The organism is Nocardia sp. NPDC004340, from assembly GCF_053602575.1.
Map to the genome: position 1 here is coordinate 826688 of NZ_JBSGDW010000004.1, position 25401 is coordinate 852088.

The window sequence follows — 25401 nt, forward strand, 5'->3', positions numbered from 1 at the left end:
GGCCGCCCCGCAGACCGGCCGCCGGGTCACGACAGTCGCTCACTCAGTGATTCACCACGCCGTTCCACACCGCGTGCGCGCCCGAATCCCCGGCCCGGAAGGTCTGCCAGGTGGCGGCCCCGCCGGCGGCCAGCGCGATCACCGCGATCACCACCACCAGCGCCTTGCCCACCGGCCGTTCCCGCCGGGACCGCAGCTGCACGAAGGCGAGCAGCGCGGCCGGAACCAGTAGTGGCGCAACGAAGTACGGCATCTGCTTCCCCAGCCGCGCGTGTTCATCGAGCAGCGGCGGCATTCCCAGCTGGCGCTGGAACCACTCCCCCGCGTCGACGGTGATCGGAGTCAGCACCGTCACCAGCACGGTCAGCACGACCACGAGCCAGATCAGCCGGGTGCGGGCCGCGGGCCACACCGCGCACAGGATCAACAGGCCCGCCGTCAGCGGGACCAGTATCACCACCGCGTGCACGAGGAGGACATGGGCGGGCAGCCCATTGATTGTCGACATAGAGCGGCTCTTTCGAACTCGGTGAATGCCCGGCGTACTCAGTACAACGTTCGCCGGGCCCGTCCGGTTCGATCGCGAGCCGCGCGGTCAGTCGGTTTCGACCGGCTCCACGATGCGAGTCAGCAGCTGGGTGGGCGCTTCGTCGGCCGGAGCCCCCGATTCCGCGGCCGCCGATTCGGCGGCGCGCGGCGCTGCGGCTTCCGGCTCCGGGCTGGGCGCGACGACCGGTTCGGGAGCCGCAATCACCTCGGTGACCTGCGGGATCGATAGATCCGGCACCGCGGCGGCGGCCACGTCGGGCGGGCCCGCGAGAGCGGCGGCGGGGGTCAGATCATGGACGGCCACCACGGCGGGGGCGTGCACGATCCGGCGCGTCGGCACATCCTCGGCCGGGCCGGCGTCGGCGGCGCCGGGCAGGCCCGCGCCCGCCACGAAGCCGAGCACCTCGTACTGCGTGCCGAGGGTCATGACGGCCGAGCTCTTGTCGTGCGCCATGTAACCCTGATTGGTACCCAGCACCCGGCGCAGGGATTCGAGCCAGCGGTGGTCGAGCACGCGGCAGTCGGCCCACGGGAAGTACTCGAGTCCGGTGCGGAGGTAGAAGCGGTCACCGATCCGGGCGCCGCGCAACAGCTCCAGCAGCCAGGCATCGATGAGATTGGGCTGGGCATTGCGGTAGATGCGCGAGCGCGGCGGGATCGAGCCGTTCGCGAATTCGCCGAAGTAGTTCAGCAACTCGCCCGGAAACTCATCCGGTTTCCCAAATCCGACAACATCCAAACCAAGAAGTTGCTCAGGAAGTTGGGCGGCAATCCTGCGCTCGTCATGCAGTTTGAACTTCCTATTGATGTTCTCAGTGCGCATTTGTCTCCGACTTCCCACTCCAACTTCACGAAACCCTAGCATGAACCCAACCGTTTCAAACTAGTTTGGTCGGCCGCCCAGAGTAGTGGTACGGCATGGTCCGCAACGAATCCGCTACCCGCAGTTGCGGCTATCTCGGCGCAACGAACAGGCCGCTCGGCCTCATTGGCGATAGCGGCCCGCAATGACGTCACCCTGGATGCGAAGGCCCGGATTGCCCGGCTCCCAGTAGTTTCCGTGTGACAGCACATCGAATGGCAAGGCCCGCAACACGGGCAGGCCGAGAGTGGCCCCGGAAGATGTGAAAACCGTTGCGCGGAATTCGCGATCGACCGGGTTTACACCGTGTACTAATTGACCGAACACGGGAACCGGGTCTGCGGGGTCGGCAGTGGCATAGACATGCCCGCTGTTGTGGCCCGCCGGAATACCCATCAGACGCAATTCTGAAACATTGTCAACTTCTATCCCAGGACTTCCCACCAGTACCACGTCATCGGCGGCCAGCGTGTTCGCTCCACTGGCGGCCGCACCGATCACGGTGCTCCCATAGCTGTGGCCGAGAACGGTCTGATGGGACGCGAGGCCCAGATGGCTTGCCCGCAGTCCGGATTCGAACCGATCCAGTGCGAGCGCGCCCGCGCCAGCCCGCCGATCCCCCAGCGCCCCGGCCAGATCCGGCGGTGCGTCATAGCCGTACCACGCGATGACCGACGTTCGGGCAGACGGATCGGACCGTTCGGCGGCGCCCAGCAGCGCTCGGACCCGCCGCACCCCGACCCCGATGGCGGTGAGCGGTGAGCCGGTCCCCGGCACGAAGGTCGCCACATTCGCGGCGGTGTCCGGATTGTTCAGCGCGATCGCGCCGTGCCCGGCGGTATCGAGCGCGAGCAGGAGGCGGCCGCCCGGCACCGGACCGAGCTGCCGCTCCAGCGCCTCGTATCCCGCGACCCTGGTGAGCGCCTCGGCACGCGCCGCCTCCCATGCCCGCAGCCGCGTCCAATCCCCGCTGCTGGTGGGCAGATTCCGACCGCGATACCAGTCGGGGTGCCGGTCAACCAACCGCCGGTCCCCCGCCACCGCGTCCGCGCGCAGTTTCCGCAGGACCACCCGGTTGTAGTGGTCGCGGACGAGCGCGGGCAGGCCGTCCCGACTCCCGATCAGCGGATCGGCCGCGAACAGCTCATCGCGATCCGCGGGGCCGAGCGACTTCCACAGCGCACCCAGCGCTTGCGGATCCTCCGGCAGCAGCGCGGTCCCGTCGAGGAACCCGCTGATCCGGGTACTCGGCCCACCGCCGCTCGGATCCGCCCGCAGTTCCGCCAGCGCCATGGCGGCCGTGGCGAGCCGGGTGCCGACCCGCTCGTCGATCTCCCCGGCGGTGTCGAGCAGCGGCACCAGCCTCGCCTGCAAGGCCAGCGCCTTCGCGTCGAACCCGGCCTGGAAGATGAAGTCCAGCGCCAGGTCTCCGATCTGGGAGTGTGGTCCGGTGACCGTGCCGTCCTCGGCGATCCGGCATCCGGTGTCGCGCGCCTCATCGCGGATGTGGCCGACCAGCGCGCACACCCGATCGAGTGCGCCGGCCTCGGCGAACGCGTCCGCGACCTCGATGAGCGCCGCGCCGATATGGTTCGCCGCCAGCTGGGACGCCAAGGCCCGCACCGCCGCGGCAGTCGCGGCCGCGCCCAGCCACCCGGCCATGGCCGTGTCGACCGCCCGCGCCACCCGTGTCTGCGCTGCCGAGAACGACGAATCGGCCTCCACCACAGCGGCACTCGCACGGTCGGCGGCTGTGGGATCCCACCCGCACACCTGGGACAGGCTCGCTCGCGCCACTGTCCCTCCTGCCCGTGACCGGATCCCCTACCGAACCTGCTTCATGGCAATGCGTGCCGGTCGAGGCTGGACGCCGACGGTCAGGAGGTGGCGTGCAGGTACCCGTCCAGCTCGGCCGATAGCGCCAGCTGGGTGGCCTCGTAGGTGGTGGCGCCCTGATCGGCCGTATCGGCGAAGGATCGGAGCCGATCCGCGGTGTGCCCGAGCGAGGCGAGCAGTGGCTCGCCGACAGTGACCGCGGCCGCGCCGATGGCCGAATTGGGCATGGCCTGCGAGACTTTCGCGATCAGATCCACCGGGTCGATATTCGTGACGGCGTCGGCCTCACCCCTGAGACCCGCCGCCATGATGCGCAGCGCCGTGATGTCGGCGCGCAGCATGTCCGCCATGTTTCCCCCTGTCGTCCGTGCACCACACCCTAGCGGCGGGCGACCGGGTGGGCTCGGTGAGAACGGCGCGCTGTGGACAGCGCGGTGGCTGTTCACAATTCGGCGCCGGGAGCTCACTTCTCGCGGCGGGCGGCCTCGCGCGCCAGGGCGCGGTCGCGCTGTTCCTCGAACCGCAGGACGTCGTTTCCGAGCCGCTCCACGTAGGCGGCCAGGTTGTCGCGGATCCGCTCGCCGCGGCCGGAGTAGTCGGTGCGATCGAAGATGTTCCAGTGGCGCAGCACCGGCATGACCACCTCGTCGAGGTGCTGGCGCAGGTCGTAGATCCCGTATTTGGCGATGAGGACGCTGTTGCGCCGGAACTCGGGCATGCCCGCGCCGGGCATCCGGAAGTTCTCGACGACCGCGGCGACGGCCGCCAGCGCGTCGTCGGGAACCAGGTCCAGGGCCGCCGCGCAGATGTTCCGGTAGAAGACCATGTGCAGGTTCTCGTCGGCGGCGATGCGCGTGAGCATGCGGTCGGCGCGGGGTTCGTGGCAGGCCTTGCCCGTATTGCGGTGCGAGACGCGAGTGGCCAGCTCCTGGAACGTCACGTACGCGACGCCGTGCAGGATGGTGTTGTCGCCGGTGCCGGTCGGGTCGTCGATGCCCTGGGAGAGGCAGATCATGCGGGCTTGTTCCAGTGCGACCGGATCGACGGCGCGCGTCACGATCAGATAGTCGCGGATCACGATGCCGTGGCGATTCTCTTCGGCGGTCCAGCGGTCGACCCAGGCGCCCCACGCGCGGTCGCGGGAGAAGGCGTGGGAGATCAGCCGATGATAGGAGGGCAGATTGTCCTCGGTGAGCAGGTTGGTGACCATGGCGGCGCGCGCGACCGGACTGAGCCGAGATTGATCTTGTTCCCAATCGATTCCGCCCATGGCGGCGAAATTGCGGCCCTCGTCCCACGGCACGTAATCGTGCGGATGCCATTCCTTGGCCAGCCCCAGATGCCGGTTCAGATTCGCTTCCGCCACGGGTTCGAGTTCGACCAGCAACTCCACCGGAGTCATCGAGCCGGCCCCGGGGGTCTCGGTGATCATGGATTTAGTCATGTCGTGTCCCTGTATTACGACTTGTCTCCCCATCCGTTCGTGAGCCTACTCGGGTATACGGCGTATCACCGGAGCGCGTTCACAAGACGACCGTTCCGTTGCCGATGGCGCACAGGACTATTCGGACAACCCTGGTCACGGCCCTCCGACCGCGTTAATGTTGACCCCCGCGTATGCGATTCACCGGGGAAATTACGTCTGCGATACCTGAGGAGAGGCGGATGGCGGCCGTTCCCGCAGCGGCGAGGAAGGCCCTGCCGACCGTCGTGTGCACCCTGCTGGTGGCGGCCGCGGCCGTCTGGCAGCGGGACGCGGTCCTGACCGGAGTGCACGCCCTCGCCGCGGCGGACCCGCGCTGGCTGCTGGTCGCCGCGCTCGCCACCCTCGCCCTGTGGCCCACCTCGGTTTCCATGTTGCGCGCGGCTCCATCCCGGCGCGGCCGACCACCGGGCAGTTGTTCGCCCTGCAGCTGGCGGTGCCCGCTATCGGGCTGGTGCCCGCGGCCTCACTGTTGCTGCGCTTGCGATTCCTGCGCCGGACCGGGCTCAGTCATACCGGGGCGATGGCGTCCATGGGGTTGATGGGATTCGCGGCGCTCATGGTCCGGGTGCCCCTGGTGGTGGTCGCGGTGCTGGCCGCGCCGAGTCTGATGAGTCGCAATGGCGCACAACCCCCTTGGCACGACCTCGGTGCGCGAATGTCGGGTACGTGGCATCACCTGGTGGGCGAGAATCCTTGGCGCACAGCGCTGATCATGATCGTCACGCTGATCGCGGCCGGCGTGGCGGCGGCCGTGGCGGGTCTGGTCCTGCATCGCCGAGTGGCCACACAGGGCGGTTGGCGGCGACTGCCCGCACGGCTGCGGCATGCCCGTTCGGATGCCGAGTTCGCGTGGAAGTCCGTGGCCACCACCGCTTTCCGGCCGCGCCGGGCCGCGGCGCTGTGGATCTGCGCGCTGGTGCAGCCGCTGCTCATGGTGGTGGCGTTGTGGGCGGTGTTGCACGCAGTCGGGGCGAATCTCAGTCTGCCCGACACCTTCGTGGTGGAACTGGTGACCGTGGCGCTGGCGCCGCTGCTGCCGTCCCCGAACGGCGTGGCCACCAAGGAGATCACCATCGCGGCCGGCCTCACCGCGGTCGCGGGACTGACCGCCGGGGTGGCGGTGGGCGCGGCCCTGGGGTTCCGGCTCCTCACCTTCTGGTGCCAGATCCCGCTGGGTCTCGCCTCCTTCGCCTATCTGAACCACCGCCGCGCCATCTGACGCGACGGGTCCGGGCTCAGTTGTTGGGCTTGCAGTCGATGGTCGCGTACTTGGCGATGCCGCCCCACTTGGTCTGCGCGACGCCCGCGGCCTGATGCTTGCCGCGCTTGGCGTCGACGGTGAGGGTGGGCAGGGTCTGGCCGTCCCAGGTCTGGGCATTGCAGGTCCAGGTCAGCGCGGCGGCCTGGGCGGTCGCGGCGTCGACGGCGGTGACGACCGGGGTCAGCGAGAGGACGGCCACCGGCAGGCCGACCAGATACTTCATGCGCACGTGGACTCCTTGTGCGATCGCGGGTGAGCTGGGCGAACAGCAGCCCAGATTCTCGCACGGCTCCGGCGAGCCCGCCCTGCGAACCGGACGGTCATGGTCGACGATGGGGGCACTTTCGACCCACGTCGGGCGTTGATCGACGTAAGGCCGGCCACGAAGAAGGAGTCCGCCATGTCTTTCCTAGGTTCACTGCTCGGGCTCGCCCTGACGCTGTTCATGCTGCTGCTGATCGCCCGCCTGATCATCGACTGGATCGGCGTCCTCGGCGACACCCCGCCCGCGCTGCGCAAGGCCCGCGATGTCGTGCACCGCCTGACCGAGCCGGTGATCGCCCCGGTCCGCCGGGTCCTCAAGCCGATTCGCCTCGGCGGCGTCCAGATCGACCTGGCCTTCACGGTCGTCTTCATCGCCGTGCTGGTGCTGCGCGCGATCGCTTTCAGCCTCTAGCAAGCCCCGGAACATCCTGCGTACCTCGACGATCGGATCGCACCATGACAAGCGCTGACCTGCTGGTGGACGCCTTCGGCCGGATCAAGGAGAACGTCCACGGCGCCGTCGCCGACCTCACCCAGGCCGAACTCGGCATCCAGCCCGACGGCGACGCCAACTCCATCGCCTGGCTGATCTGGCACCTCACCCGCGTCCAGGACGACCACATCGCCGACGTCGCCGCCACCGACCAACTCTGGACCGCCGGCGGCTGGTCGACCCGCTTCGCTCTCCCCTTCGACGACACCGCGACCGGCTACGCGCAGAACCCCACCGACGTCGCGGCCCTGGCCGACGTCCCCGCCGACCTCCTGCTCGCCTACTACGACGCCGTGCACGCCGCCACCATCGCCTACGTCTCCACCCTCACCGACGCCGATCTCCCCCGCATCGTCGACACCCGCTGGGATCCCCCGGTCACCCTCGGAGTCCGTCTCATCAGCGTCGTCGACGACGACATCCAGCACGCGGGCCAAGCCGCCTACGTAAGGGGAATGCTCCTGCGCCGCCGGTGAGCGGTCACCAATCCAGTTCTGCGGCACATTGTTTCGCGACGACGCCGACTCGATGGTGCGGGGCCGGCGGACTGGGGAGGACCAGGCAATTCGTGGGGGTCGATTCCGGGCCGGAGGGCGTGACGATCAGGACCAGGCGTACGTGACGCCGGTCAGCTTCTCGCTCAACTCCCAGAGCCGCCGCGCCTGGAAACGGCTGTAGGCGAGCGGATTCCGCAGCGTCCGGCGCGGATACCCGAACGTCTCGAACGCGGGCCCGCAGTAGGAGTTTCCGGCCAGCCCCGGCGTGGTGGCGGCATAGAGCTGCGGCAGCGCGCCCTTCGCGTCGGATTGGGCCAGCGAGAACAGCATTCGCTGCTGCACCGCCGCAAGGGCCGCCGCCGCACCCCTTTCCGGTGTGGACGTATACAGATTGGTCGCCGACAGACCCGGATGCGCAGCAACAGCGGTCAGATTCGCCCCCGCCGCCCCGGCCCGGCGGTGCAGTTCCGCGGTGAACAGCAGATTGGCGAGTTTCGATTGGCTGTAGGCCAGCCAGCGCACGTACACCCGCCGCCAGTTCGGATCCAGCCAGTTGATCATCCCGCCCCACGCCGCGATGGACGATACGGTCACCACCCGCGGTTCGGGGGCGCGCAGCAGCAGCGGCAGCAAGGATCCGGTCAGCGCGTAGTGGCCCAGGTGATTGGTGCCGAACTGGGCGTCGAATCCGTCGGCGGTGCGCTGGTCGCGCGGCAGGGCCATGACTCCCGCATTGTTGACCAGGATGTCGATCGGCGTGCCGCGGACATCGAGGTGGTCGGCGGCGCGGCGGATGGAGGCGAGGTCGGCCAGATCCAGTGGCAGCACTTCGGGTTTCGGTCCGGTGGCGGCGGCCCCGACCTGTTCCAGGGCGGCCGCGGCCTTGATCTCGTTGCGGCAGGCCAGCAGGACGTGCGCGCCCTTGCCGGCCAGGGCTTCGGCGGTGCGCAGGCCGAGTCCGCTGTTGGCGCCGGTGATCACGGCGGTGCGGCCGGTCTGGTCGGGGATGTCGTGAATGGTCCAGCGGCGGGCGATCACGGGCGGGCTGGTCACGGTGGGCCGGTGCGGGGCCTCGGTCATGCGATCGGTCTCCTTGCAGCGAATCTCCGTCTGAGACAATGTACCCGGAGCCGCCGGGCCGCGACAGTCGAGCGGGCGGCCGGAAATCCGTCCGAATCCGGTCGGTCGCATTTCGATCGGAGGCCCACGCAGGTTACTTACCGGTTCTGAGTGTCGGTGCCACACTCTGGCGATTCTCGGGTTAACCTCGCAGTCGCTCGCGAATTCTCTGCAGGACATGCCAATTGGCCGAAAAGGACACGCGAAAAGTGAATAGCCTCGCAGAATTCTCCACCCGGAATGGCGGATTCCGAAATGTCGTGGTCACCGCCGTGGAGATGACGACCTCGATCGCGCCCGACACCGAGGGCACCTGGCAGGGACTTTTGTCCGGAGCCAGTGGCATCAGCACCCTCGACGACCCGGAAATCACCAGGCTGAACCTGCCGGTAACCATCGGTGGCAAACTCGCGGCTGATCCGACCGGCGAACTCGATCGGGTCAAGAAGCGCCGCATGTGTTACGTGCAGCAGATGTCGTACGTGATGGGAAAACGCCTGTGGAACACGGCGGGCAACCCCGAAGTCGACAAGGACCGCCTGGGCGTGTGCATCGGCACCGGGCTCGGCGGCGCGGACACCATCGTGGACGCCAATGACGCCATGCGCGACCACGGCTACCGCAAGGTCTCGCCGTTCGCGGTGCCGATGTCCATGCCCAATGGCGTCTCCGGCGTGGTCGGCCTGGAGATCGGGGCGCGCGCGAGCCTGGTCACCCCGGTCTCGGCGTGCGCCTCCGGCAACGAGGCGCTGGTGCACGCCTGGCGTTCGATCGTGCTCGGCGAGGCCGACATGGTGGTGGCGGGCGGCGTGGAGGGCTACATCAATCCGGTGGCCATCGCCGGATTCTCGATGGCGCGCGCCCTGAGCACCCGGCTCGACGAACCCGAACGGGCCTCCCGCCCCTTCGATCGGGACCGCGACGGTTTCGTCTTCGGCGAAGCGGCCGCGCTGCTGCTGGTCGAATCCGAGGATCACGCGCGGGCGCGCGGCGCGAAGCCGTTGGCCCGCTTGCTGGGCGCCGGTCTCACCGCCGACGGCTATCACATGGTCGCCCCGGACCCCGAGGGCGCGGGCTGCGCGCGGGCCATGCGCCGGGCCATCGAATCCGCGGGCGTGCGGCCCGAGGAAGTGGATCACGTGAACGCGCACGCCACCGGAACCAGCATCGGGGATCTGTCCGAGGCCAAGGGGATCGCGTCCGCGGTGGGCACGCATCCGTCGGTGTACGCGCCCAAATCGGCGCTGGGGCATTCGGTGGGCGCGGTCGGCGCACTGGAGGCCATCATCTCGGTGCTCACGCTGCGTGATCAGGTGATTCCGCCGACGCTGAACCTGGAGAATCAGGATCCGGACGTGGAGTTGGATGTGGTGCACACACAGCCACGCAAGACCGGAGTCGAGTTCGCGCTGAACAATTCGTTCGGATTCGGCGGGCACAATGCGGCGGTGTTGTTCGGTCGTTACTGACCGGTACAGTCGGGCGCCACGGGCGTCCGGCGGGCCGTAGGTCAGCGGGTCGTGCGTTTCGTATTCAGCCACCCCGGTTTCCCCGGCGTGGCCGGGGAAATGGCAGTGTTTATGCCGGAACCCGGGGGACACCAAACATCTTGGGAGCCGCCGGAATACGATAGCCGCGCACGACCCGTTACCTACGAGGGAGATGAACGCATGGCCGACCAACCGCCCGCCGAACCACCCACCCAGAGCGCCCGGGTGATCCTCGCGGTGCTGGCGCTAGCCATTATCAGCGCACTCGTGGCGGCGGCCATGCTCGCCGGAGGCTGATCGTCTGAGACATCTGCCCGTATTGCCCGAGATCCCGGCCCATTTCGTGGGTCGGCGCAGTGTGGAGTCCGGCGCAGCGCGACGCTCAAGCCGTCGCGCTGTGCGGACGGATCCCCGCATCCGGGTCCAGCCCCGCCGATTCGTCGAAGCGGGCCAGCACCTTGTCGTGGTACATCGCGAACAGGTCCTCGAACAGCGCCAATTGGGCCGGTGAGGGTCCACCCTCGGTTTCCCAGACCGCGAGCAGGGCGCGCCACATCAGGACGTGCAGATCGGCGGCGACCGCGAAGTACGCGTCAACCGCTTCGGGCACCTCGAACAGCATCTCCCCCACGGAGTTCAGCACCGCGCGCTGCATGGTGTGGCCCAGGTCGGTGAGAATCGCGCGCACCAAGCCGAGTTCGATGTCGAGCAGGCGGGCACGGTCGGGTTCCGGGGCGCGGGCCTCGGTTTCGAGCGCGTCGACCCGGGCGGTCAGTTCCGCGGGCGCGATGCCGCGCTCGGCGGCGGTGTAGTCGAGCAGGGCGTCGAGCACGATGGCGCGTTCGGCGGCCACGATATTGCCGAACATCTCCGAGGCGACCTCGGGCGCGTGCAGGCTGAGCCGGAACAGCCGCCGGTACACGTCCACCCCGCCGGCGCGGCGCACGTCGCGCACGCTGAACCCGCGGCCGCGGTGGGCGTCGACGAAGCCGTAGGACTCCAACCGGCCCAGCACCAATTGCGCCGTGGCCCGGTTCATCTCGAATTCCTCGGCGACCTGGCGAACCGACGGCATCAGGTCTCCGGGTGCGTATTCCCCGGTCGCGACGCGGCGAGCAAGCTCGTCGGCGACATCGGCCACGACCGTCTGGGCACCCATCCCGTCACCTTTCGACAACTTTCGGATACGTCCCAGACAGTTTAAGCTCTGGTGTGCCAAACTGCACGTGCATGGGCTATTCCGCAGACCCTGACGCTGCCGTGCACTCGATGGCCCTGCCGCGCACACAATGGGGTGAGCAATGTCGATTCGGCGAATCCGGGAACGGACAGCGGGCGACCCCGGCGGCCCGCCGATCCGCGCTGCCGTCCGCAATGCCCGGATCGCCAGTCTCCCGGTCGCATTCGCGGGCCGCCAGGCCGCCGGCGTCGGCAAGCGTGCCCTGGGCCGTTCGGCCGCCGAGGTGGATTCCGAGATCCGGCTGCGCACCGCCCAGCACATCTTCGAGGTGCTCGGCGAATTGAAGGGCTGCGCAACCAAACTCGGCCAGCTGCTCTCGCTCTACGAACTCGCCCTGCCCGCCGAGATCGCCTCGCCCTACCGGACCGCGCTGACCCAGCTACAGGAATCGGTGCCCACCATGCTGCCCGCCACCGTGCACGAGGCGATGGTCGCGGGCCTGGGCGACCAGTGGCGTTCGCGGTTCACCGAATTCGACGACCGCCGCGCGGCGGCCGCCTCGATCGGACAGGTGCATCGCGCGGTGTGGAGCGACGGCCGCCCGGTGGCGGTGAAGGTCATGTATCCGGGCGCGCACGCCGCGGTGCTCGCCGATCTCGAACAGCTGCGCCGACTCTCGGTGCTGGCCACGGTGTTCGCGCCGGGCGCGGACGTGCCCGCGGTGACCGAGGCCATCTGCACCTGCGTGGCCGACGAACTCGACTACGTGGCCGAGGCCGAACATCAGCGCCGCTTCGCGCAGGCCTACGCGGGCGACCCGGACTTCGCCGTCCCGGACGTGATCGTCCAGCAGGGCGATGTGATCGTCACCGAATGGCTCACCGGCACACCGGTTTCGCGGATCATCGAGTCGGGCACGCCCGCCGAGCGCAGCCGGGCCGGCATGCTGATCATCAGATTCCTGCTCTCGGCGTGGACCCGCACCGGCCTGCTGTACTGCGATCCACACCCGGGCAATTTCCGGATCCTCCCGGACGGGCGGCTGGGCGTGGTGGATTTCGGGGCCTGCACGCCCTGGCCGCCCCCGGGGTTCGAGGAACTGGTCGGCGAGGTGATGGACGCCGCGTTCAACGGCGGCATCCCGGAACTGGACGCGGCGGTCCGCCGCCACGGCTTCGTCCGGCCCGGCCGCGACTACGACGTGGCCGCGCTCGCCGAGGGGCTGGACGCCGTCGGGGAGCCGCTCACCGTGCCCACCTTCCGCCTCACCACCGCCTGGCTGCGCGGCCACGTCCGCTCGGTGCTGGCGCCCCGGCTCTCGAACGTCCACCGCCAACTGGACATGCCCGCCTACTTCACCCCCTTCGCGCGCTGCTTCCTCACCGCGCTGGGCGTGGTGTGCCAGCTGGAGACCGAGGGCCCGATCCGCGCCGAATTCGCCCGCTGGTCACCGGAACTGGCCGCGGTGTTCGACCGCTACGACACCCGCCAGGCCGATCCTGCCGACCTGGCGGTGGTGCGCCACCTGCGGCCGGCGCCGAACGATCGGCGCGCCCGGATCGTCGGCTGAACCGAAAACCCGTAGGCGCGCAGCCGATCCCGATACCATCGACTGGGAGGTGCGCCGTGACGAAGGTGCTCTTGATCACCGGCGATGCCGCCGAAGACCTCGAAGTCATGTACCCCTACCAGCGGCTGCTGGAGGAGGGGTACGAGGTCGATATCGCGGCTCCCGCACGCAAACAACTCCAGTTCGTGGTCCACGATTTCACCGCGGGCTTCGACACCTATACCGAGAAGCTCGGCCGCACCTGGCCCGCCGACCTGGCGTTCGGCGAGGTCGATCCGGCCGAGTACGCCGCCCTGGTCGTGCCCGGCGGCCGCGCGCCGGAGTATCTACGCGGCGATCCGGACTGCCGTCGCATCGTCCAGCACTTCGCGCAGGCCGACAAACCGATCGCCGCCCTGTGCCACGGCCCGCTCATCCTCGCCGCGGCCGGGGTGCTGCGCGACCGCTCGTCGAGCGCCTACCCGGCGCTGGAACCGGATATCGCCGCCGCGGGCGGCCGCTGGGTCGACAGCCCGGATCACGTCGACGGCAATCTGGTCACCGGCCGCGCCTGGCCCGACCATCCGCAGTGGATGCGCGCGTTCCTGGAGGTCCTGCGCAAGGCGGCCCCATCGGTTCACTGAACCAGGGCATAGACCGAGTCTATGCATCCATCGGAATGTGGCCGCTACCGGCGGAAGTGCGGTCGGGCCAAGGTTGAGGCATGACCACAGTGACCTTCCGCCGAACCGTTCCCGCCGCGACCGCCGCCCGCGTGGGTACGGCGACCGCGGAACATTCCGGTGGCCGGGAGCCGCTGCGGTACCTGGCTCCGAACTGGTTCGCCGTGGTGATGGGGACCGGGATCATCGGGAACGCGGCGGCCACCCTGCCGACGCAGTTCCCCGGATTGCGGGGCGCCGCGACCGTCGCGTGGGCGTTGGCCTCGCTGATCCTGATCGTCCTGGCCGGGGCGTGGGTGCTGCACTGGCGGCGCTATCCCGAGGAGGCCCGCGGCCACGGGATGCACCCGGTGATGATGCAGTTCTACGGCGCCGCGCCCATGGCGTTGATGACCGTCGGCGCGGGCACCCTGCTGTTGGGCAAGGACGTCATCGGCTTGTCGGCCGCCGTGACCGTGGACTGGGTGTTGTGGTCGGCGGGAACGGTTCTCGGGCTGCTGACCGCGGCGAGCATCCCCTATCGGATGATCACCCGGCACCAATTCGATCCCGATTCGGCGTTCGGCGGCTGGCTCATGCCGGTGGTGCCGCCCATGGTGTCGGCGGCGCTGGGCGCGCTGCTGGTGCCGCACACTCCCGCCGGGCAGGCCCGGCTGACCATGTTCGTGGCGTGCCTGGCCATGTTCGGCCTGAGCCTGATCGCCTCGCTGGTCACCACCACCCTGATCTGGTCACGGCTGCTGCATCACGGGCTGCCGCCCGCCGGGATGGTCGCGACCGTGTGGCTGGTGCTGGGCCCGCTGGGCCAGTCGGTGACCGCCGCGAGCGCGCTGGCCGCGGTCGCCCCCGGCGTGGTGGATGAGCGCACCGCCGCCGGCATGGATGTCTTCACCGTGCTGTTCGGTGTTCCCACCTGGGGATTCGCCATGCTGTGGCTGGCCCTGGCGGTCGCGGTCACCTGGCACGCCCGCACCTCGATGCCGTTCAACCTGACCTGGTGGGGCTTCACCTTCCCGCTCGGCTGCTGTGTCACCGGCAGCACCGCCCTCTACGGCCACACCGGCGCGGATCTGTTCGCGGTCACCGCGGTGGCCCTGTACGCGCTGCTGGTCGCCGCCTGGCTGGTCGTGGCCGCGAAGACCGTCCGCGGGCTGGTGCTGGGCGAGCTGCTGCGGCCCGCCCACTAGGGCACGGTCCGGCCCGATCGTGCCCGATGCGGTCGAAAAGGCCGCGCTGTAACCCCGCCCGCTATGTACTGACAGACGTGGACACGCGTCGAGTTCTTCGATGGATGCGGGAAGCGGCGGTTCATGGTGCGACGGGTCGAATCCGAGCGCCGGACGCAGCCGGACGCGAGTTCCGGCGCGGGTCGGGAGTTGCGGCTGGTGTCCGGTGACAGCTACCCCGGCTGGGAAGCGGTGTACCGGGACAACGCCACCTGGGTGTACGCGTTGATGTTCGGCAAGGTCGGCAACCGGCCCGACGCCGAGGATCTGACCGCCGAGGTGTTCACCGCGGCATTGAAACCGCTGCGCATGACGGCCAGCGTCCCCGAGGTGCGGGCCTACCTGCGGGCCACCGCCCGCACCGTGCTGGCCGCGCACTGGAAGGCCCGCATGGGCCGGGAGATCACCACGATCGAGGGCGACATCGCCGACGATCCGCCGGAGGAGTTCCACGACTCTGGCGCCGAGGCGCGCGCGAAGGCGGTGTTGTCCGAACTCCCGGACCGCTACCGCCGGATCCTGGAACTGCGTTTCCTGCAAGGTCTCTCGATCCGGGAATCGGCGCAGACCCTCGGGGTGACGGTGGCGAATGCGAAGGTGTTGCAGCATCGGGCGGTGCGGATGGCGGCCCAGCTGAATGAGCGAGGTGTGCGGTGAGCGGGCGGGATGTGCGGCGGTTCGTCGACGAACTACTGGCGGGCAAGCGGTCCACGGGATTCACCCCCGACGAGGCCGAGGCCGAGGAGATGCGCGCGGCCATCGAATTGCGCGCCGCCCGGCTGGGCAGTGACGCGCCCAGCGAGGAGTTCCTGAGCGGCCTGCACCGGCGGCTTGCCGCCGAGATGACGGAGCCGGAGCCGGAATCGGCGTCGCCCACCGGGTATCGCCGCCGCAATCTGCTGATCGGCACCTCCGCCGCCGCGGCCGCCGCCACGGTCGGCGCGGTCGTGGATCGGACCCTGCTCGGGCACGGTCAGGAGGGTGCGCCGCCCGCCGCGCGGCAGACGCCGCTGTCGCCCAATTCCGGTGCGTGGCTGCCGATCGCGCGGTCCGCGGATCTGCCGGAGGGCGCGACAGTGGCCTTCGACGTGGGGACGGTGAACGGATTCGTGCGCCGCGACAAGGGGAATCCCGTCGCGGTCTCGGGCGTGTGCACGCATCAGGGCTGCAAACTGTGGCTGGACGCCCCGGCCGAACGGCTGCGCTGCCCCTGCCATTCGACGTCGTTCTCGATCGAGGGTCAGGTGGTCACCCATCAGCTGCCGGTGGCGCCCGCGCCGCTGCCGCTGGTCCAGGTGCGCGAGAACAACGGCACCATCGAGGTGTTCGCACCCACCGAGCCCGCCTGACGATCAATAGCGTTCGGGCACAACGGTTCCCGTGTAACCCGCTCCCCTATCCATGGATGACCGGTTCGCAGCAGCGAACGGACCCATCCCGGACGGAGGACCGGATTCATGAGACCCACCCGTAGCCCGCGACGCGTAGCCGTCGCCGTCGGGGTCGCCACGACGGCCCTGCTCACGGCGACCGCGTGCGGCTCCACCGGCGGCGGAGAAGCCGCGGATCCGGCCGCGCCCGGATTCACCTTCGTTTCCGGCACCGCCACGCCCGGCATGGTGCCGGACGGCGGGGGCCCGGCCATGCCCGGGATGACCTCGGCGGCGGGCACCTCCGCCGCCGGGGCGCCCGCGGTGCCGGCCGGGCCCGATGCCGTCGCCATCGACAATTTCGCGTTCGGTCCCGGCTCGCTGACCGTCACGGCCGGCACCACCGTGACCTGGACCAACAAGGACGAGGAGCCGCACACCGTCGTGGCGAACGACGGGAGCTTCCGGTCGCCGACGCTGGGGACGGGCGCGACCTACACGTTCACATTCCCCAAGCCGGGCACCTTCGCCTACGTCTGCTCGATCCATCCGTTCATGCACGCGACCGTGGTGGTGACGCCGTGAGCACCGATCTTCCCGCTGACGACTACGAGGCAGACTCCCGCGATCCGCAGCGGATGACCCGCCGCCAGCTCATGCGTCACAGCGCCTGGTTCGGCGCGGCGGTGGGCCTGGCGGTGGTGGGCGGCGAGGTGGTGTCGCACGTGGCCGGCAGCGCGCCGGCCGCCCCGGCCCGGCCCACGCTGCGGTTCGCACAGGTCAGCGACAGCCATATCGGGTTCACCGGGACCGCGAACACCAGTGTCACCGACACCTTCTCCGAGGCCGTCTCGCAGGTGAATTCGCTGGGCTATCAGCCCGATTTCGTGATCCACACCGGCGATCTGACCCACCTGGCCACGGCGGAGCAGTTCGATCAGGTCAAGCAGATGATGGGCGGGCTGTCGACGCCGCACGTGTTCACCGTTCCAGGAGAACATGATTCGAGTGATGACGGCGGCTCGCGATACCGGTCGGTCTTCGGTAATGGCACGCGCGGCGACGGCTGGTACAGCTTCGACATCGCGGGCGTGCACGTGATCGGATTGGTCAATACGCTCAACCTGAAGAACCTCGGCCATCTCGGGCAGGATCAGCTCGACTTCGTCCAGAAGGATGTGGCCGGGTTGTCCAGTGACACACCGATCATCGTGTTCAGCCACATCCCGCTGTTCGCCATGTACCCCCAATGGGGATGGGGCACAGACGATGCCACACAGGCGCTCAGCTACCTGAAACGGTTCTCATCGGTCACCTGCCTCAACGGCCATGTGCACCAGCTGTTCACGAAGACCGAGGGCAATGTCACCTTCTACAGCGGCACCACCACCGCCTATCCCCTGCCCAAGCCCGGCGACGGGCCCGCGCCCAAACCGGTGACCCTGCCCGCGGGCAAGCTGCACGAGGCGCTGGGAATTCGCGAGGTGACCTTCCAGAAGGGGCAACAGCAACTCGCTATCAAGGAACAGACGCTGAAATGACCACTGCCGACCGGCGTGTCGCTCGCGGGTCTCACATCGGTGTCATTTCTCAGGGATGACCTGGTGATGGAAGATCGAAAGCGGCGAGTAATCTACTACGCTGGGCAGTAACAAGATGCTGTGCAGCGATGCGGCGCACGGCGATTACAGGAGGGAAGCCATGCCACCCCGCCGTTTTCGGACGAACGCCGCAGCGAGCGTATTGGTCACGCTCACGCTGGTGCTTGCGGCCTGCTCGTCCAATCTCCCGAGCGGGAAGGTCGGTCCGCGCACGCCGGTCGAGCAGTCCATCGTGGTGTCGCCCGCGCCGGGCTCGGACAAGGTGGATCCGTCGGCGCCGGTGAAGGTGAGCACCACCGGGGGCGTGCTGACCGACGTCGTGCTCAGCAATGAGGACGGCAAGGTCATCGAGGGCACCTACACGCCGGACAAGACCGCGTGGAAGCCCAACGACCAGCTCGGCTACGGCCGCACCTACACGCTGAAGGCTTCCGGTGTCGATGTGACCGGTCCAACCGGGCCGGTCACCTCCACCTTCACCACCATCAACCCGAAGAACCAGACCAAGGTGTACCTGAACACCACGGGCGGGCAGGCCATCGTCGACGGCAACAGCTACGGCGTGGGCATGGTCATCGTCGCGCACTTCGACGAGGACATCCCGGACCGGGCGGCCGCGCAGAAGCGACTGGTCGTCACCACCGATCCGCCGGTGGAGGGCTCCTGGTACTGGCTGGACAACCGCAATGCGCACTGGCGGCCCAAGGAGTACTGGAAGACCGGCACCAAGGTGAACGTGGCGGCCAACCTGTACGGCGTGGAGGTCGGCAACGGGCTGTTCGGGCAGGAGGACGCGAAGTCGCGCTTCGTGATCGGGCCCTCGCACGTGTCCATCGCCGACGACAACACCAAACAGGTGCAGGTGTTCGAGAACGGTCAGCTGATCCGCACCATGCCCACCTCCATGGGCCGCGGCGGCTCCGAGACCGTGGCGGGCAAGACGTTCACGTTCTGGACCATGCCCGGCACCTACACGGTGATGGACAAGGCCAACCCGGTGATCATGGACTCCTCGTCCTACGGGCTGCCGATCAACTCGCGGCTCGGGTACAAGGAGACCATCGGCTGGGCGACCCGCATCAGCACCGACGGCATCTACCTGCATCAGCTCGACTCCACCGTGTGGGCGCAGGGCAATACCAACCTCTCGCACGGCTGCCTCAACCTCAATCTCGAGAACGCGCAGTGGTTCTTCAACTTCGCGCAGCCCGGGGATGTGGTCGAGGTGCGCAATACCGGCGGCGCGCAGCTCGAGGTGTGGCAGAACGGCGACTGGACGCTGCCGTGGGATCAGTGGCTGGCCGGTAGCGCCGGCTGACGCCGCTCGCGCGCGGCCAGTTGCCCGGTGCGCGCGAGATACCAGGCCGCGACACAGAATTCGGCGGCCACCGTGCCCCACACCAGCGTCCACACCGAGTGGGTGCGCAGGGTGAGCAGCAGGGCGGTGGCCGCCACCGCGGTCCCGATCACCGCGCCGATCATGATGCCGACGGTGTCCTGGCGGACCGGCAGGATCGCGGTGGTGACGAACGAGGTGGTGGCGGTCGCGACCAGGATGCACACCTCGACCCGCAGCATCGGCACCACCGCGCGGAACTCGTCGTCGTAGATGACCTGCACCGCGAGCGGCGCGGCGATCCAGATCCCCGCCACCGCGACGGCCGCCACGATCACGCAGGCGGCCAGGGCGCGCAGCTCGTGCCGCCAGAAGCCGGGATCGGTGCGCTCGCGCGCCATCCGGGGCAGCAGCGCCAGCCCGATCGGATCCAGCAGCGACTGGGTGGCGCGCACGAGTTTGTCACCCGCCGAATACAACCCGAGCGAGGCGGCGTCGAGCACCGACGAGTACACGGTGGCCGTCCCCTGCCCGTAACTGGTGACCAGCAGCCGTGAGGCGAGCACGGGCGCGCCCTTGCGCAGGATCATCACCACCTTGCTCGGCCGCCCCGGCTTCCCGAACCGCTTGTTCGCATCCCACCAGGTCAGCGCGACCGTGACGACGGACGACAGCAGCAGGCACACCAGCACCATCTCGGCGTGCGGCAGCCGCGGCAATACCCCGACCAGCAGCATGAGATACACCACCCGCCCGGCGATCTGATACGACATCGAGGCCCCGAATCTGGCCTGCCCCACCAGCAGCCAGTCCTCGGACATCGACAGGAACCCGCCCACGAACAATCCGAGCAGGATCATCCGCAGGTGCGCCCCGGCCTCGAAAGACAGTCCCGCCGCGAGGGCCACCCCGAGTGCGCCGAGCCCGGCCGCCCGCACCGCGAGGTAACTTCCCCGCAGTTCGTCGAGTCCGTCGTCCCCGAGCAGCGCGGCCATGAAGGTGTTGATCCCGAGATCCACGACCAGCGATCCGAGGAAGTACGCCGACATCCCGATGGCCAGCAGCCCGACGCCGCTCACCCCGAGCGTCCGCGCGGTCAGCGGCACCGTCACCGCGGTCACCAGGAACTGCCCGTACTTCCCGAGACTGACGAACCCGATGTCCCGCAGGACCGACAGCAGCCCGTCCTCGGCCACCTTCGCCCGCACGCGTCCGACCAACGCGCCACCCAGGTGTCGCCGATCCGCCATGGCGGTCCCTCTCTCCCCGACCGCGCACCCCGGGTCGACGACGAAATTCTCTCGCCGCACCACCCACCCCGCCACCCGATCCCGCCCGGTTGGGGGAAACCGTAACGCCCCGTTCAAATGAACCGCGCAGTCCCGCAACCGGACCCGCGACCGCCCCCAAATACCGGCCGCCTTCCCCGGGTGCCTGCACACTGGTCCTATGGAGATCACATCGGCCGTCGGAGCGATCCTCGGCGCGTTCGGATTGTCGGGCGCGGCGGGGCTCAATGCCTGGCTCCCCCTGCTGGTCGTGGGGGCCGCCGACCGCATGGGCTGGATCGACCTGGGCTCCTCCTACGGCTGGCTCTCCTCCACCCCCGCCTTGATCGTGATCGCCCTGCTGCTGGTCTTCGACCTCATCGGTGACAAGATCCCCGCCATCGACTCGGTCCTGCACGCCATCGGCACCCTCGTGGCCCCCGCCTCCGGCGCGATCCTCTTCACCGCCGAGACCAGCATCTCCTCCAACCTCCCGCCCGCCGTCGCCGCCATTCTCGGCGCGGTCACCGCCGGCAGCGTCCACGCGGGCCGCACCGTGGCGCGCCCCTTCGTCACGGGAACCACTGCGGGCGTGGGCAACCCGGTGGTCTCCACCGCCGAGGACGGCACCTCCCTGCTGCTGACCGTCCTGGCCCTGGCCGTCCCCGTCCTCGCCTTCGCCGCCATCCTGCTGCTGCTCATCTTCCTGGGCTGGTTGGCTTTCCGAGCCAGGCGCTGGCTCCGCGCCCGGCGCGCCCGCAGCGACCGCCAACCGGACCGACCACAGCCGTGACCCCCGCGTCGTTCAGCCGGGAATCGCGCGCCGGGCCCGTAGCGGAATCTGATCCCGAAACGCCTCGATGGCGGCCGCGACCTCGTACGGAGTCGCCGCGTCCTCGATCTCGTTGCGGTACAACACCCGTCCCGCGACCGCGTCCAGGTCGAACCCCCACACCATCGACATGAGCGGGTTGATGAACAACTCGTAGTCCCCGCTCCGGGTCCGCGGCACCGACCGGTGATCTCCGAACTCGCCGCGCGCCGCATCGGTGATCGACGCACACACGATGCTCTCCCGATCGGGCGTGTTCCCCTGCACGTACGTCACCGCCTCGAGCCACTCGTCCACGGCCCGAATCCCCGGCGTCAAAGCGAAAACCCCATGGTAGGCGCCCATTCGGGCCAGCGCCGCCACGTTCTCGAGGAAATGCGCGTGGCACAGCCCGTGATGCGCGTCCACCCCGAAACCGACACACGCCACGGTCTTCACCGGCACATCCAGGGCTTGCACCGCCAGCAGGCTGGTGATGTCCTCGACCGGCGTCCCCAGCCCGGCCTCGTCCCCGGTCATCAGCAGATCGGTTCCCCCATCGACCAAGACGACCCCGTCGACGCCCAATTCGTCTGCCAGCCAGCGATAGGCGGCCCGGACCGCCTTGGTCCCACCCTTCTTGATCATGTACACCCGGTCCCCATTCCCCCGCTCCGCCAACCAGGCGGCGAGGTGCTTCTCCGGGAAATAGGACTGCGGCCCATCGGAATCCGGGCGCGCTTCGAAAACACCCGGTCCGACCTCCACCGCCGAGGTGCGCTTCGCGGCGGTGAAGGTCAGATTCGCGAGGAATACCGTGCACCCTCGTTCGATCAGGGACAGCGCGATCGGTAACCCGCTGAGCACGTCGAAACCCCCACCGGCCCCGGCGATCAGAACCCGCTCGCAGTCCCGTAGACGATGCAGGACCGGAGTATCGAACAAGGTGGGTGCTGACACCGGGCCCAGTGTAGGCAGGCTTCGTGTCGGGAAGGGGGCTCAGCGGTGGTGGCGGACCGCGCGCAGGATGAGGTCGGCGACCACGTCGGGGCGGGAGACGCTGACGGCGTGGGAGGCGTCGACCTCGGTGGTGTCGGCCCCGGCGCGTTCGGCCATGAAACGCTGAGCCTCGACGGGGATGTTCTTGTCGGCGGTGGTGAGCAGGGCGAAGGCCGGGATGGTTCGCCAGGCGGCGGCCGCGGCCGGTTCCTCCAGGGCGGCGACGGCGACCGGGCGCTGGGTCACCGCCATGGTGGCGGCGGCGGGGACGTCGGCGGCGAACTGCTGGGGGAACTCTTCCCGGCGGATGTAGAGTTCGGTGGCTTCGCTGCCGTCGGCCCGGTGATAGGTCGCGGGGCGGGTGGTCGGGCCGAGGGTGGAGCCCGGGAACTTGCCGGTCAGTTCCAGTGCGCTCTCACCGATCTCGGGAATGAAGGCCGCCACGTAGACGAGCGCGGTGACCTGCGACTTCCCTTGGGCGGCAACGCTGATGACACTGCCGCCGTAGGAATGCCCGGCCAGCACCACCGGGCCGTCGACGCTGTCGACGACCGAGGCGATGTAGTCGGCGTCGGAGGTGAGTCCGCGCAGGGGGTTGGCGGCCGCGAGGACCGGGATGCCCTCGGCGGCAAGGGTATCGATGACGCCGTTCCAGCTGGAGGAATCGGCGAACGCCCCGTGCACCAGGACGACGGTCGGGGTTGTGGTCATTCGGTGTGCTCCTGAGCTCAGGTCGATGGTCAGGCCGGGTACAGCGCCGCGCGCAAGGTCGCGACGGCCTGGGCCACAGCGGCTTTCGCGGCGTGCGTGTCGTGCAGGGCGTTGACCATGACGAAGTCGTGGATGATGCCGCCGTAGCGAACCTGGGTGACGGGGACGCCGGCGGCGCGCAGGTTCGCGGCGTACGCCTCGCCCTCGTCGCGCAGCACGTCGGCCTCGGCGGTGATGACCAGGGCGGGCGGCAGTCCGGCGAGCTGGTCGGCGGTGGCGCGACGCGGCGAGACGTCGATGCGGGCGCGGTCCTCGGCGCTGGTCGTGTACTGGTTCCAGAACCACTTCATGCCGTCGAGGGTCAGGAAGTAGCCCTCGGCGAACTGCTGGTAGGAGCCGGTGTCGAAGTTGGCGTCGGTGACCGGGTAGAACAGCACCTGCTGGGCGAAGGTGACGTCGCCGCGTTCCTTGGCCATGAGGGTCAGCGCGATGGCCATATTGCCGCCGACCGAGTCGCCGGCGACGGCGATCCGGGTGGCGTCGAGACCCTTGCTCGCGCCATCGGTGGTGACCCACTGCGCGATTCGATACGACTGCTCGTTGGCGACCGGGTACTTCACGTCCGGCGAGCGATCGTATTCGGGGAACACGACGGCCGCCCGCGCGCCGACCGCGAGGTCGCGCACCAGCCGGTCGTGGGTGTGCGCGTCGCCGAAGACCCAGCCCGCGCCATGGGTGTAGACGATGACCGGCAGCGGCTCGGTCACGCCCTGCGGCTTGACGATGCGGGCGCGCACCGACCCGGTGGGACCGCCCTCGACGGTGATCCACTCCTCGTCGATCTCGGGCTTGAAGATGGGCGAATCCTGCACCGAGTCAACGGCTTTGCGGCCCTCCTCCGGGGGCAGCTGGTACAGGAACGGCGGCTGGGAGGTGGCGTCCACGAACTCCTGGGCGGCCGGTTCGAGCGAGAGGTGGTGCGGGTTTCCGGACATGATGATCCTTTCCGCGACGCCGGGAATGGGGGCAGGCGCCACTGCTAGTCATTTTCGTCCGGAAACACCTCGCGCCGCCCCGCCCTACCGGCCGCGAAATCCACGATTCAGGACACGGCCGCGACCGCCGATTCCTGGTCATCCGCCCAGCTAGCGGACCCGGTCGTCCGGAACCGCTGCTGGTAACTGCGCGGCGAAACGCCCAGGCGCGCAACGAAGGCCCGGCGCAGCGCCTCACCACTGCCGTAGCCCGCGATCATGGCCGCTTCGGTCACCGTGGACCCGGCGTGCAGCAGATCGCGGGCGACGCCGAAGCGGATGAAGGACACGTATTCGGCCGGGGAGCGTTCGAGTTCGGTCCGGAACAGCCGGGTCAGATGCCGGACACTGACCTGCGCGTGCGCGGCCAGGGTCTGCACGGTGTGCGGGAAGGCCGGATCCGCGCAGATCAGATCGACGACCCGGCGCACCAGCGGGCTGCGCGGCACCGGACCGGTCAGCGAGGCCGAGAACTGCGACTGTCCGCCCGCCCGCTGCATGTAGACCACGAGCAGTTGCGCCGTCCGCCGCGCCACATCCGCGCCGTGATCCTCCTCCACCAGCGCGAGCGCCAGATCCACGCCCGCGGCGACTCCGGCCGAGCTGTACAGGTTTCCGTCGCGCACGAAGATGGCGTCGGCGTCCACCTCGACCGCCGGGTATCGGCGGGCCAGGTCCGGTGCGAACTTCCAGTGCGTGGTCACCCGTCGCCCGTCCAGCAGGCCCAGTTCGGCCAGCACCGCGGTCCCGCTGCAGATCGACACCAGCCGCCGGGTGCGCACGGACAGATGCCGGGCCGCCGCCCGCAGTTCCGGCGTCACGAACACCGAGGCGGGCAGCTCACTGCCCGGAATCACCACGGTGTCGAAGGTTCCAGCCTCGGCCGCGGCCCCGTTCACCGCCACCTTCGCACCGATCGAGGTCTGCACCTCCCGCCCGTCCGGGGACAGTAAGACCACGTCGTAGCCGTGCACCGCCTGATTGGCCTCCATGAAGACCTCGGCGGGACCGGCGAAGTCGAGCATCTTCACACCATCGAAGACGAGGATCCCCACCCTGCGGCGGTTCGTATCGGAAGATTTGGCTGACATGTCCACTAGTATTCTGGAGGCCAGCCTCCAGAACAAGTCGAGTGTGCGAGATCGCAGATCGATATTGATACGGTGACCCCATGGGCAGACCACGGCAGTTCGACGAGCAGGCATTGCTCGCCGCCGCGGTGGAACTCTTCTGGGCGAAGGGTTTCGACACCACGTCGGTCGAAGACGTCTCGCGCGCGACCGGTATCGGCAACGGCAGCATCTATGCCGCCTACACCAGCAAGCGCGGGCTGTTCCTGGCCGCCTTCGAGCACTACTGCGAGCAGCGCGCCCACTTCGTGCGCGAGACCGTCGAGTCGGCTCCCGGCTCCGCGCGCGACGCCGTCCGCACCCTGTGCCGTGCGGTCATCGACGACTGCGCCGCCCACCCCGACCACCGCGGCTGCCTGATGATCAACAGCATCGCCCACCTCGCCACTCGCATTCCCGAGGTGGCCACCATCGCCACCCGCACCACCACGGCCATGGAAACCGCTGTGGCCGACCGGCTCCGCCCGGCCATGCCCCAGCCCGACGAGGCCCTGCTCTCAGCCCTCGGCGCCAGCGTCATCATGACCACCCAGGGCCTCATCCAGCTGAGCCGGATCGGCGTCCCCGCAGCCCGCCTCGGCGAAATCGCCGACGTGTCCTGCGAAATCCTCCCGCCGGACTGGGCCGACCTACCCCGGAGCTGAAC

Annotated in this window: 27 protein-coding genes; 14 read left to right on the forward strand and 13 right to left on the reverse strand. The window is 69.1% G+C overall.

Annotated features, from left to right (window positions below):
• Positions 1 to 43 precede the first annotated feature (43 nt).
• The 5 genes from ACWEOI_RS20445 to ACWEOI_RS20465 form a co-directional block, all read right to left on the reverse strand.
• Positions 44 to 508: a DUF2231 domain-containing protein gene (locus ACWEOI_RS20445; RefSeq protein WP_452360585.1), complete on the reverse strand. Its 465-nt coding sequence runs from the start codon at positions 506 to 508 to the stop codon at positions 44 to 46.
• A gap of 87 nt (positions 509 to 595) precedes the next feature.
• Positions 596 to 1243 (reverse strand): hypothetical protein, encoded by a 648-nt coding sequence (locus tag ACWEOI_RS20450; protein WP_452360586.1) that lies wholly within the window; start codon positions 1241 to 1243, stop codon positions 596 to 598.
• A 291-nt stretch (positions 1244 to 1534) separates the two neighbouring features.
• Positions 1535 to 3208, reverse strand: coding sequence for an alpha/beta hydrolase (locus ACWEOI_RS20455; protein ID WP_452360587.1), 1674 nt, complete (start codon positions 3206 to 3208; stop codon positions 1535 to 1537).
• An 80-nt stretch (positions 3209 to 3288) separates the two neighbouring features.
• Positions 3289 to 3597: a hypothetical protein gene (locus ACWEOI_RS20460; protein ID WP_433672389.1), complete on the reverse strand. Its 309-nt coding sequence runs from the start codon at positions 3595 to 3597 to the stop codon at positions 3289 to 3291.
• 113 nt (positions 3598 to 3710) lie between these two features.
• A complete protein-coding gene (locus tag ACWEOI_RS20465; protein ID WP_433672388.1) occupies positions 3711 to 4691 on the reverse strand; it encodes an acyl-ACP desaturase in 981 nt (326 codons plus the stop codon).
• Positions 4692 to 5082: 391 nt separating this feature from the next.
• On the opposite strand from ACWEOI_RS20465, the gene ACWEOI_RS20470 reads away from it, so the two are divergent.
• Positions 5083 to 5952, forward strand: a complete 870-nt coding sequence (locus ACWEOI_RS20470; protein WP_452360588.1) for a lysylphosphatidylglycerol synthase transmembrane domain-containing protein — start codon at positions 5083 to 5085, stop codon at positions 5950 to 5952.
• A 16-nt stretch (positions 5953 to 5968) separates the two neighbouring features.
• Here ACWEOI_RS20470 and ACWEOI_RS20475 read toward each other — a convergent pair whose 3' ends face one another.
• Positions 5969 to 6223: a hypothetical protein gene (locus tag ACWEOI_RS20475; protein ID WP_452360589.1), complete on the reverse strand. Its 255-nt coding sequence runs from the start codon at positions 6221 to 6223 to the stop codon at positions 5969 to 5971.
• 171 nt (positions 6224 to 6394) lie between these two features.
• Here ACWEOI_RS20475 and ACWEOI_RS20480 point away from each other — a divergent pair, with 171 nt between their 5' ends.
• Positions 6395 to 6670, forward strand: a complete 276-nt coding sequence (locus tag ACWEOI_RS20480) for a YggT family protein (protein WP_357096495.1) — start codon at positions 6395 to 6397, stop codon at positions 6668 to 6670.
• A 44-nt stretch (positions 6671 to 6714) separates the two neighbouring features.
• A complete protein-coding gene (locus ACWEOI_RS20485; protein ID WP_433672385.1) occupies positions 6715 to 7227 on the forward strand; it encodes a mycothiol transferase in 513 nt (170 codons plus the stop codon).
• A 126-nt stretch (positions 7228 to 7353) separates the two neighbouring features.
• On the opposite strand, the gene ACWEOI_RS20490 is transcribed toward ACWEOI_RS20485, so the two are convergent.
• Positions 7354 to 8328 carry an oxidoreductase gene (locus tag ACWEOI_RS20490; protein ID WP_452360590.1) on the reverse strand — a complete coding sequence of 325 codons (975 nt, stop codon included), beginning with the start codon at positions 8326 to 8328 and terminating at the stop codon, positions 7354 to 7356.
• Positions 8329 to 8576: 248 nt separating this feature from the next.
• Here ACWEOI_RS20490 and ACWEOI_RS20495 point away from each other — a divergent pair, with 248 nt between their 5' ends.
• Positions 8577 to 9836: a KasA/KasB family beta-ketoacyl-ACP synthase gene (locus ACWEOI_RS20495; RefSeq protein ID WP_433672383.1), complete on the forward strand. Its 1260-nt coding sequence runs from the start codon at positions 8577 to 8579 to the stop codon at positions 9834 to 9836.
• Positions 9837 to 10239: 403 nt separating this feature from the next.
• On the opposite strand, the gene ACWEOI_RS20500 is transcribed toward ACWEOI_RS20495, so the two are convergent.
• Positions 10240 to 11016, reverse strand: coding sequence for a GntR family transcriptional regulator (locus ACWEOI_RS20500; RefSeq protein ID WP_433672382.1), 777 nt, complete (start codon positions 11014 to 11016; stop codon positions 10240 to 10242).
• A gap of 142 nt (positions 11017 to 11158) precedes the next feature.
• On the opposite strand from ACWEOI_RS20500, the gene ACWEOI_RS20505 reads away from it, so the two are divergent.
• The 8 genes from ACWEOI_RS20505 to ACWEOI_RS20540 all read left to right on the forward strand — a co-directional run bounded on the left by ACWEOI_RS20505 (position 11159) and on the right by ACWEOI_RS20540 (position 18784).
• Positions 11159 to 12607, forward strand: a complete 1449-nt coding sequence (locus tag ACWEOI_RS20505) for an ABC1 kinase family protein (RefSeq protein ID WP_452360591.1) — start codon at positions 11159 to 11161, stop codon at positions 12605 to 12607.
• A 56-nt stretch (positions 12608 to 12663) separates the two neighbouring features.
• Complete coding sequence (locus ACWEOI_RS20510) at positions 12664 to 13230, forward strand: DJ-1/PfpI family protein (RefSeq protein WP_433672380.1); 567 nt, start codon at positions 12664 to 12666, stop codon at positions 13228 to 13230.
• A gap of 80 nt (positions 13231 to 13310) precedes the next feature.
• On the forward strand, positions 13311 to 14456 hold the full coding sequence (locus ACWEOI_RS20515; RefSeq protein WP_452360592.1) for a TDT family transporter: 1146 nt from the start codon (positions 13311 to 13313) through the stop codon (positions 14454 to 14456).
• A gap of 123 nt (positions 14457 to 14579) precedes the next feature.
• Positions 14580 to 15152: an RNA polymerase sigma factor gene (locus ACWEOI_RS20520; RefSeq protein WP_452360593.1), complete on the forward strand. Its 573-nt coding sequence runs from the start codon at positions 14580 to 14582 to the stop codon at positions 15150 to 15152.
• Positions 15149 to 15844 (forward strand): Rieske (2Fe-2S) protein, encoded by a 696-nt coding sequence (locus ACWEOI_RS20525; RefSeq protein WP_452360594.1) that lies wholly within the window; start codon positions 15149 to 15151, stop codon positions 15842 to 15844. Before ACWEOI_RS20520 ends, ACWEOI_RS20525 begins: the two co-directional genes overlap by 4 nt.
• A gap of 108 nt (positions 15845 to 15952) precedes the next feature.
• Positions 15953 to 16450, forward strand: a complete 498-nt coding sequence (locus ACWEOI_RS20530) for a cupredoxin domain-containing protein (RefSeq protein WP_452360595.1) — start codon at positions 15953 to 15955, stop codon at positions 16448 to 16450.
• Between the two features lie 53 nt (positions 16451 to 16503).
• Positions 16504 to 17406 (forward strand): metallophosphoesterase, encoded by a 903-nt coding sequence (locus ACWEOI_RS20535; RefSeq protein ID WP_433673301.1) that lies wholly within the window; start codon positions 16504 to 16506, stop codon positions 17404 to 17406.
• A 160-nt stretch (positions 17407 to 17566) separates the two neighbouring features.
• Positions 17567 to 18784, forward strand: a complete 1218-nt coding sequence (locus ACWEOI_RS20540; RefSeq protein ID WP_433672375.1) for an Ig-like domain-containing protein — start codon at positions 17567 to 17569, stop codon at positions 18782 to 18784.
• On the opposite strand, the gene ACWEOI_RS20545 is transcribed toward ACWEOI_RS20540, so the two are convergent.
• Complete coding sequence (locus tag ACWEOI_RS20545; protein ID WP_452360596.1) at positions 18757 to 20052, reverse strand: lipopolysaccharide biosynthesis protein; 1296 nt, start codon at positions 20050 to 20052, stop codon at positions 18757 to 18759. The two genes, ACWEOI_RS20540 and ACWEOI_RS20545, sit on opposite strands and share 28 nt — an antisense overlap.
• 199 nt (positions 20053 to 20251) lie before the next feature.
• Between ACWEOI_RS20545 and ACWEOI_RS20550 the strand changes: the two genes are divergently transcribed.
• Positions 20252 to 20863, forward strand: a complete 612-nt coding sequence (locus ACWEOI_RS20550; protein ID WP_452360597.1) for a DUF4126 domain-containing protein — start codon at positions 20252 to 20254, stop codon at positions 20861 to 20863.
• Between the two features lie 12 nt (positions 20864 to 20875).
• On the opposite strand, the gene ACWEOI_RS20555 is transcribed toward ACWEOI_RS20550, so the two are convergent.
• The 4 genes from ACWEOI_RS20555 to ACWEOI_RS20570 all read right to left on the reverse strand — a co-directional run bounded on the left by ACWEOI_RS20555 (position 20876) and on the right by ACWEOI_RS20570 (position 24716).
• Positions 20876 to 21841 (reverse strand): DUF1152 domain-containing protein, encoded by a 966-nt coding sequence (locus ACWEOI_RS20555; RefSeq protein WP_452360598.1) that lies wholly within the window; start codon positions 21839 to 21841, stop codon positions 20876 to 20878.
• A gap of 39 nt (positions 21842 to 21880) precedes the next feature.
• Positions 21881 to 22591, reverse strand: coding sequence for an alpha/beta fold hydrolase (locus tag ACWEOI_RS20560; RefSeq protein WP_452360599.1), 711 nt, complete (start codon positions 22589 to 22591; stop codon positions 21881 to 21883).
• A 29-nt stretch (positions 22592 to 22620) separates the two neighbouring features.
• Positions 22621 to 23586, reverse strand: a complete 966-nt coding sequence (locus ACWEOI_RS20565; protein ID WP_452360600.1) for an alpha/beta hydrolase — start codon at positions 23584 to 23586, stop codon at positions 22621 to 22623.
• Between the two features lie 107 nt (positions 23587 to 23693).
• On the reverse strand, positions 23694 to 24716 hold the full coding sequence (locus ACWEOI_RS20570; protein WP_452360601.1) for a GlxA family transcriptional regulator: 1023 nt from the start codon (positions 24714 to 24716) through the stop codon (positions 23694 to 23696).
• Positions 24717 to 24796: 80 nt separating this feature from the next.
• Here ACWEOI_RS20570 and ACWEOI_RS20575 point away from each other — a divergent pair, with 80 nt between their 5' ends.
• A complete protein-coding gene (locus ACWEOI_RS20575) occupies positions 24797 to 25399 on the forward strand; it encodes a TetR family transcriptional regulator (RefSeq protein ID WP_433672369.1) in 603 nt (200 codons plus the stop codon).
• The last annotated feature ends 2 nt before the right edge of the window (positions 25400 to 25401 follow it).

What these genes read in the sequence shown, in the direction of transcription:
- ACWEOI_RS20575 (WP_433672369.1), top strand. Translation starts at nt 24,797, where the DNA reads ATGGGCAGACCACGGCAGTTCGACGAGCAGGCATTGCTCGCCGCCGCG.
- ACWEOI_RS20530 (WP_452360595.1), top strand. Translation starts at nt 15,953, where the DNA reads ATGAGACCCACCCGTAGCCCGCGACGCGTAGCCGTCGCCGTCGGGGTC.
- ACWEOI_RS20565 (WP_452360600.1), bottom strand. Translation starts at nt 23,586, where the DNA reads ATGTCCGGAAACCCGCACCACCTCTCGCTCGAACCGGCCGCCCAGGAG.
- ACWEOI_RS20520 (WP_452360593.1), top strand. Translation starts at nt 14,580, where the DNA reads ATGGTGCGACGGGTCGAATCCGAGCGCCGGACGCAGCCGGACGCGAGT.
- ACWEOI_RS20465 (WP_433672388.1), bottom strand. Translation starts at nt 4,691, where the DNA reads ATGACTAAATCCATGATCACCGAGACCCCCGGGGCCGGCTCGATGACT.
- ACWEOI_RS20550 (WP_452360597.1), top strand. Translation starts at nt 20,252, where the DNA reads ATGGAGATCACATCGGCCGTCGGAGCGATCCTCGGCGCGTTCGGATTG.
- ACWEOI_RS20540 (WP_433672375.1), top strand. Translation starts at nt 17,567, where the DNA reads ATGCCACCCCGCCGTTTTCGGACGAACGCCGCAGCGAGCGTATTGGTC.
- ACWEOI_RS20445 (WP_452360585.1), bottom strand. Translation starts at nt 508, where the DNA reads ATGTCGACAATCAATGGGCTGCCCGCCCATGTCCTCCTCGTGCACGCG.
- ACWEOI_RS20500 (WP_433672382.1), bottom strand. Translation starts at nt 11,016, where the DNA reads ATGGGTGCCCAGACGGTCGTGGCCGATGTCGCCGACGAGCTTGCTCGC.
- ACWEOI_RS20570 (WP_452360601.1), bottom strand. Translation starts at nt 24,716, where the DNA reads ATGTCAGCCAAATCTTCCGATACGAACCGCCGCAGGGTGGGGATCCTC.
- ACWEOI_RS20490 (WP_452360590.1), bottom strand. Translation starts at nt 8,328, where the DNA reads ATGACCGAGGCCCCGCACCGGCCCACCGTGACCAGCCCGCCCGTGATC.
- ACWEOI_RS20535 (WP_433673301.1), top strand. Translation starts at nt 16,504, where the DNA reads ATGACCCGCCGCCAGCTCATGCGTCACAGCGCCTGGTTCGGCGCGGCG.
- ACWEOI_RS20515 (WP_452360592.1), top strand. Translation starts at nt 13,311, where the DNA reads ATGACCACAGTGACCTTCCGCCGAACCGTTCCCGCCGCGACCGCCGCC.
- ACWEOI_RS20460 (WP_433672389.1), bottom strand. Translation starts at nt 3,597, where the DNA reads ATGGCGGACATGCTGCGCGCCGACATCACGGCGCTGCGCATCATGGCG.
- ACWEOI_RS20480 (WP_357096495.1), top strand. Translation starts at nt 6,395, where the DNA reads ATGTCTTTCCTAGGTTCACTGCTCGGGCTCGCCCTGACGCTGTTCATG.
- ACWEOI_RS20545 (WP_452360596.1), bottom strand. Translation starts at nt 20,052, where the DNA reads ATGGCGGATCGGCGACACCTGGGTGGCGCGTTGGTCGGACGCGTGCGG.
- ACWEOI_RS20505 (WP_452360591.1), top strand. Translation starts at nt 11,159, where the DNA reads ATGTCGATTCGGCGAATCCGGGAACGGACAGCGGGCGACCCCGGCGGC.
- ACWEOI_RS20560 (WP_452360599.1), bottom strand. Translation starts at nt 22,591, where the DNA reads ATGACCACAACCCCGACCGTCGTCCTGGTGCACGGGGCGTTCGCCGAT.
- ACWEOI_RS20485 (WP_433672385.1), top strand. Translation starts at nt 6,715, where the DNA reads ATGACAAGCGCTGACCTGCTGGTGGACGCCTTCGGCCGGATCAAGGAG.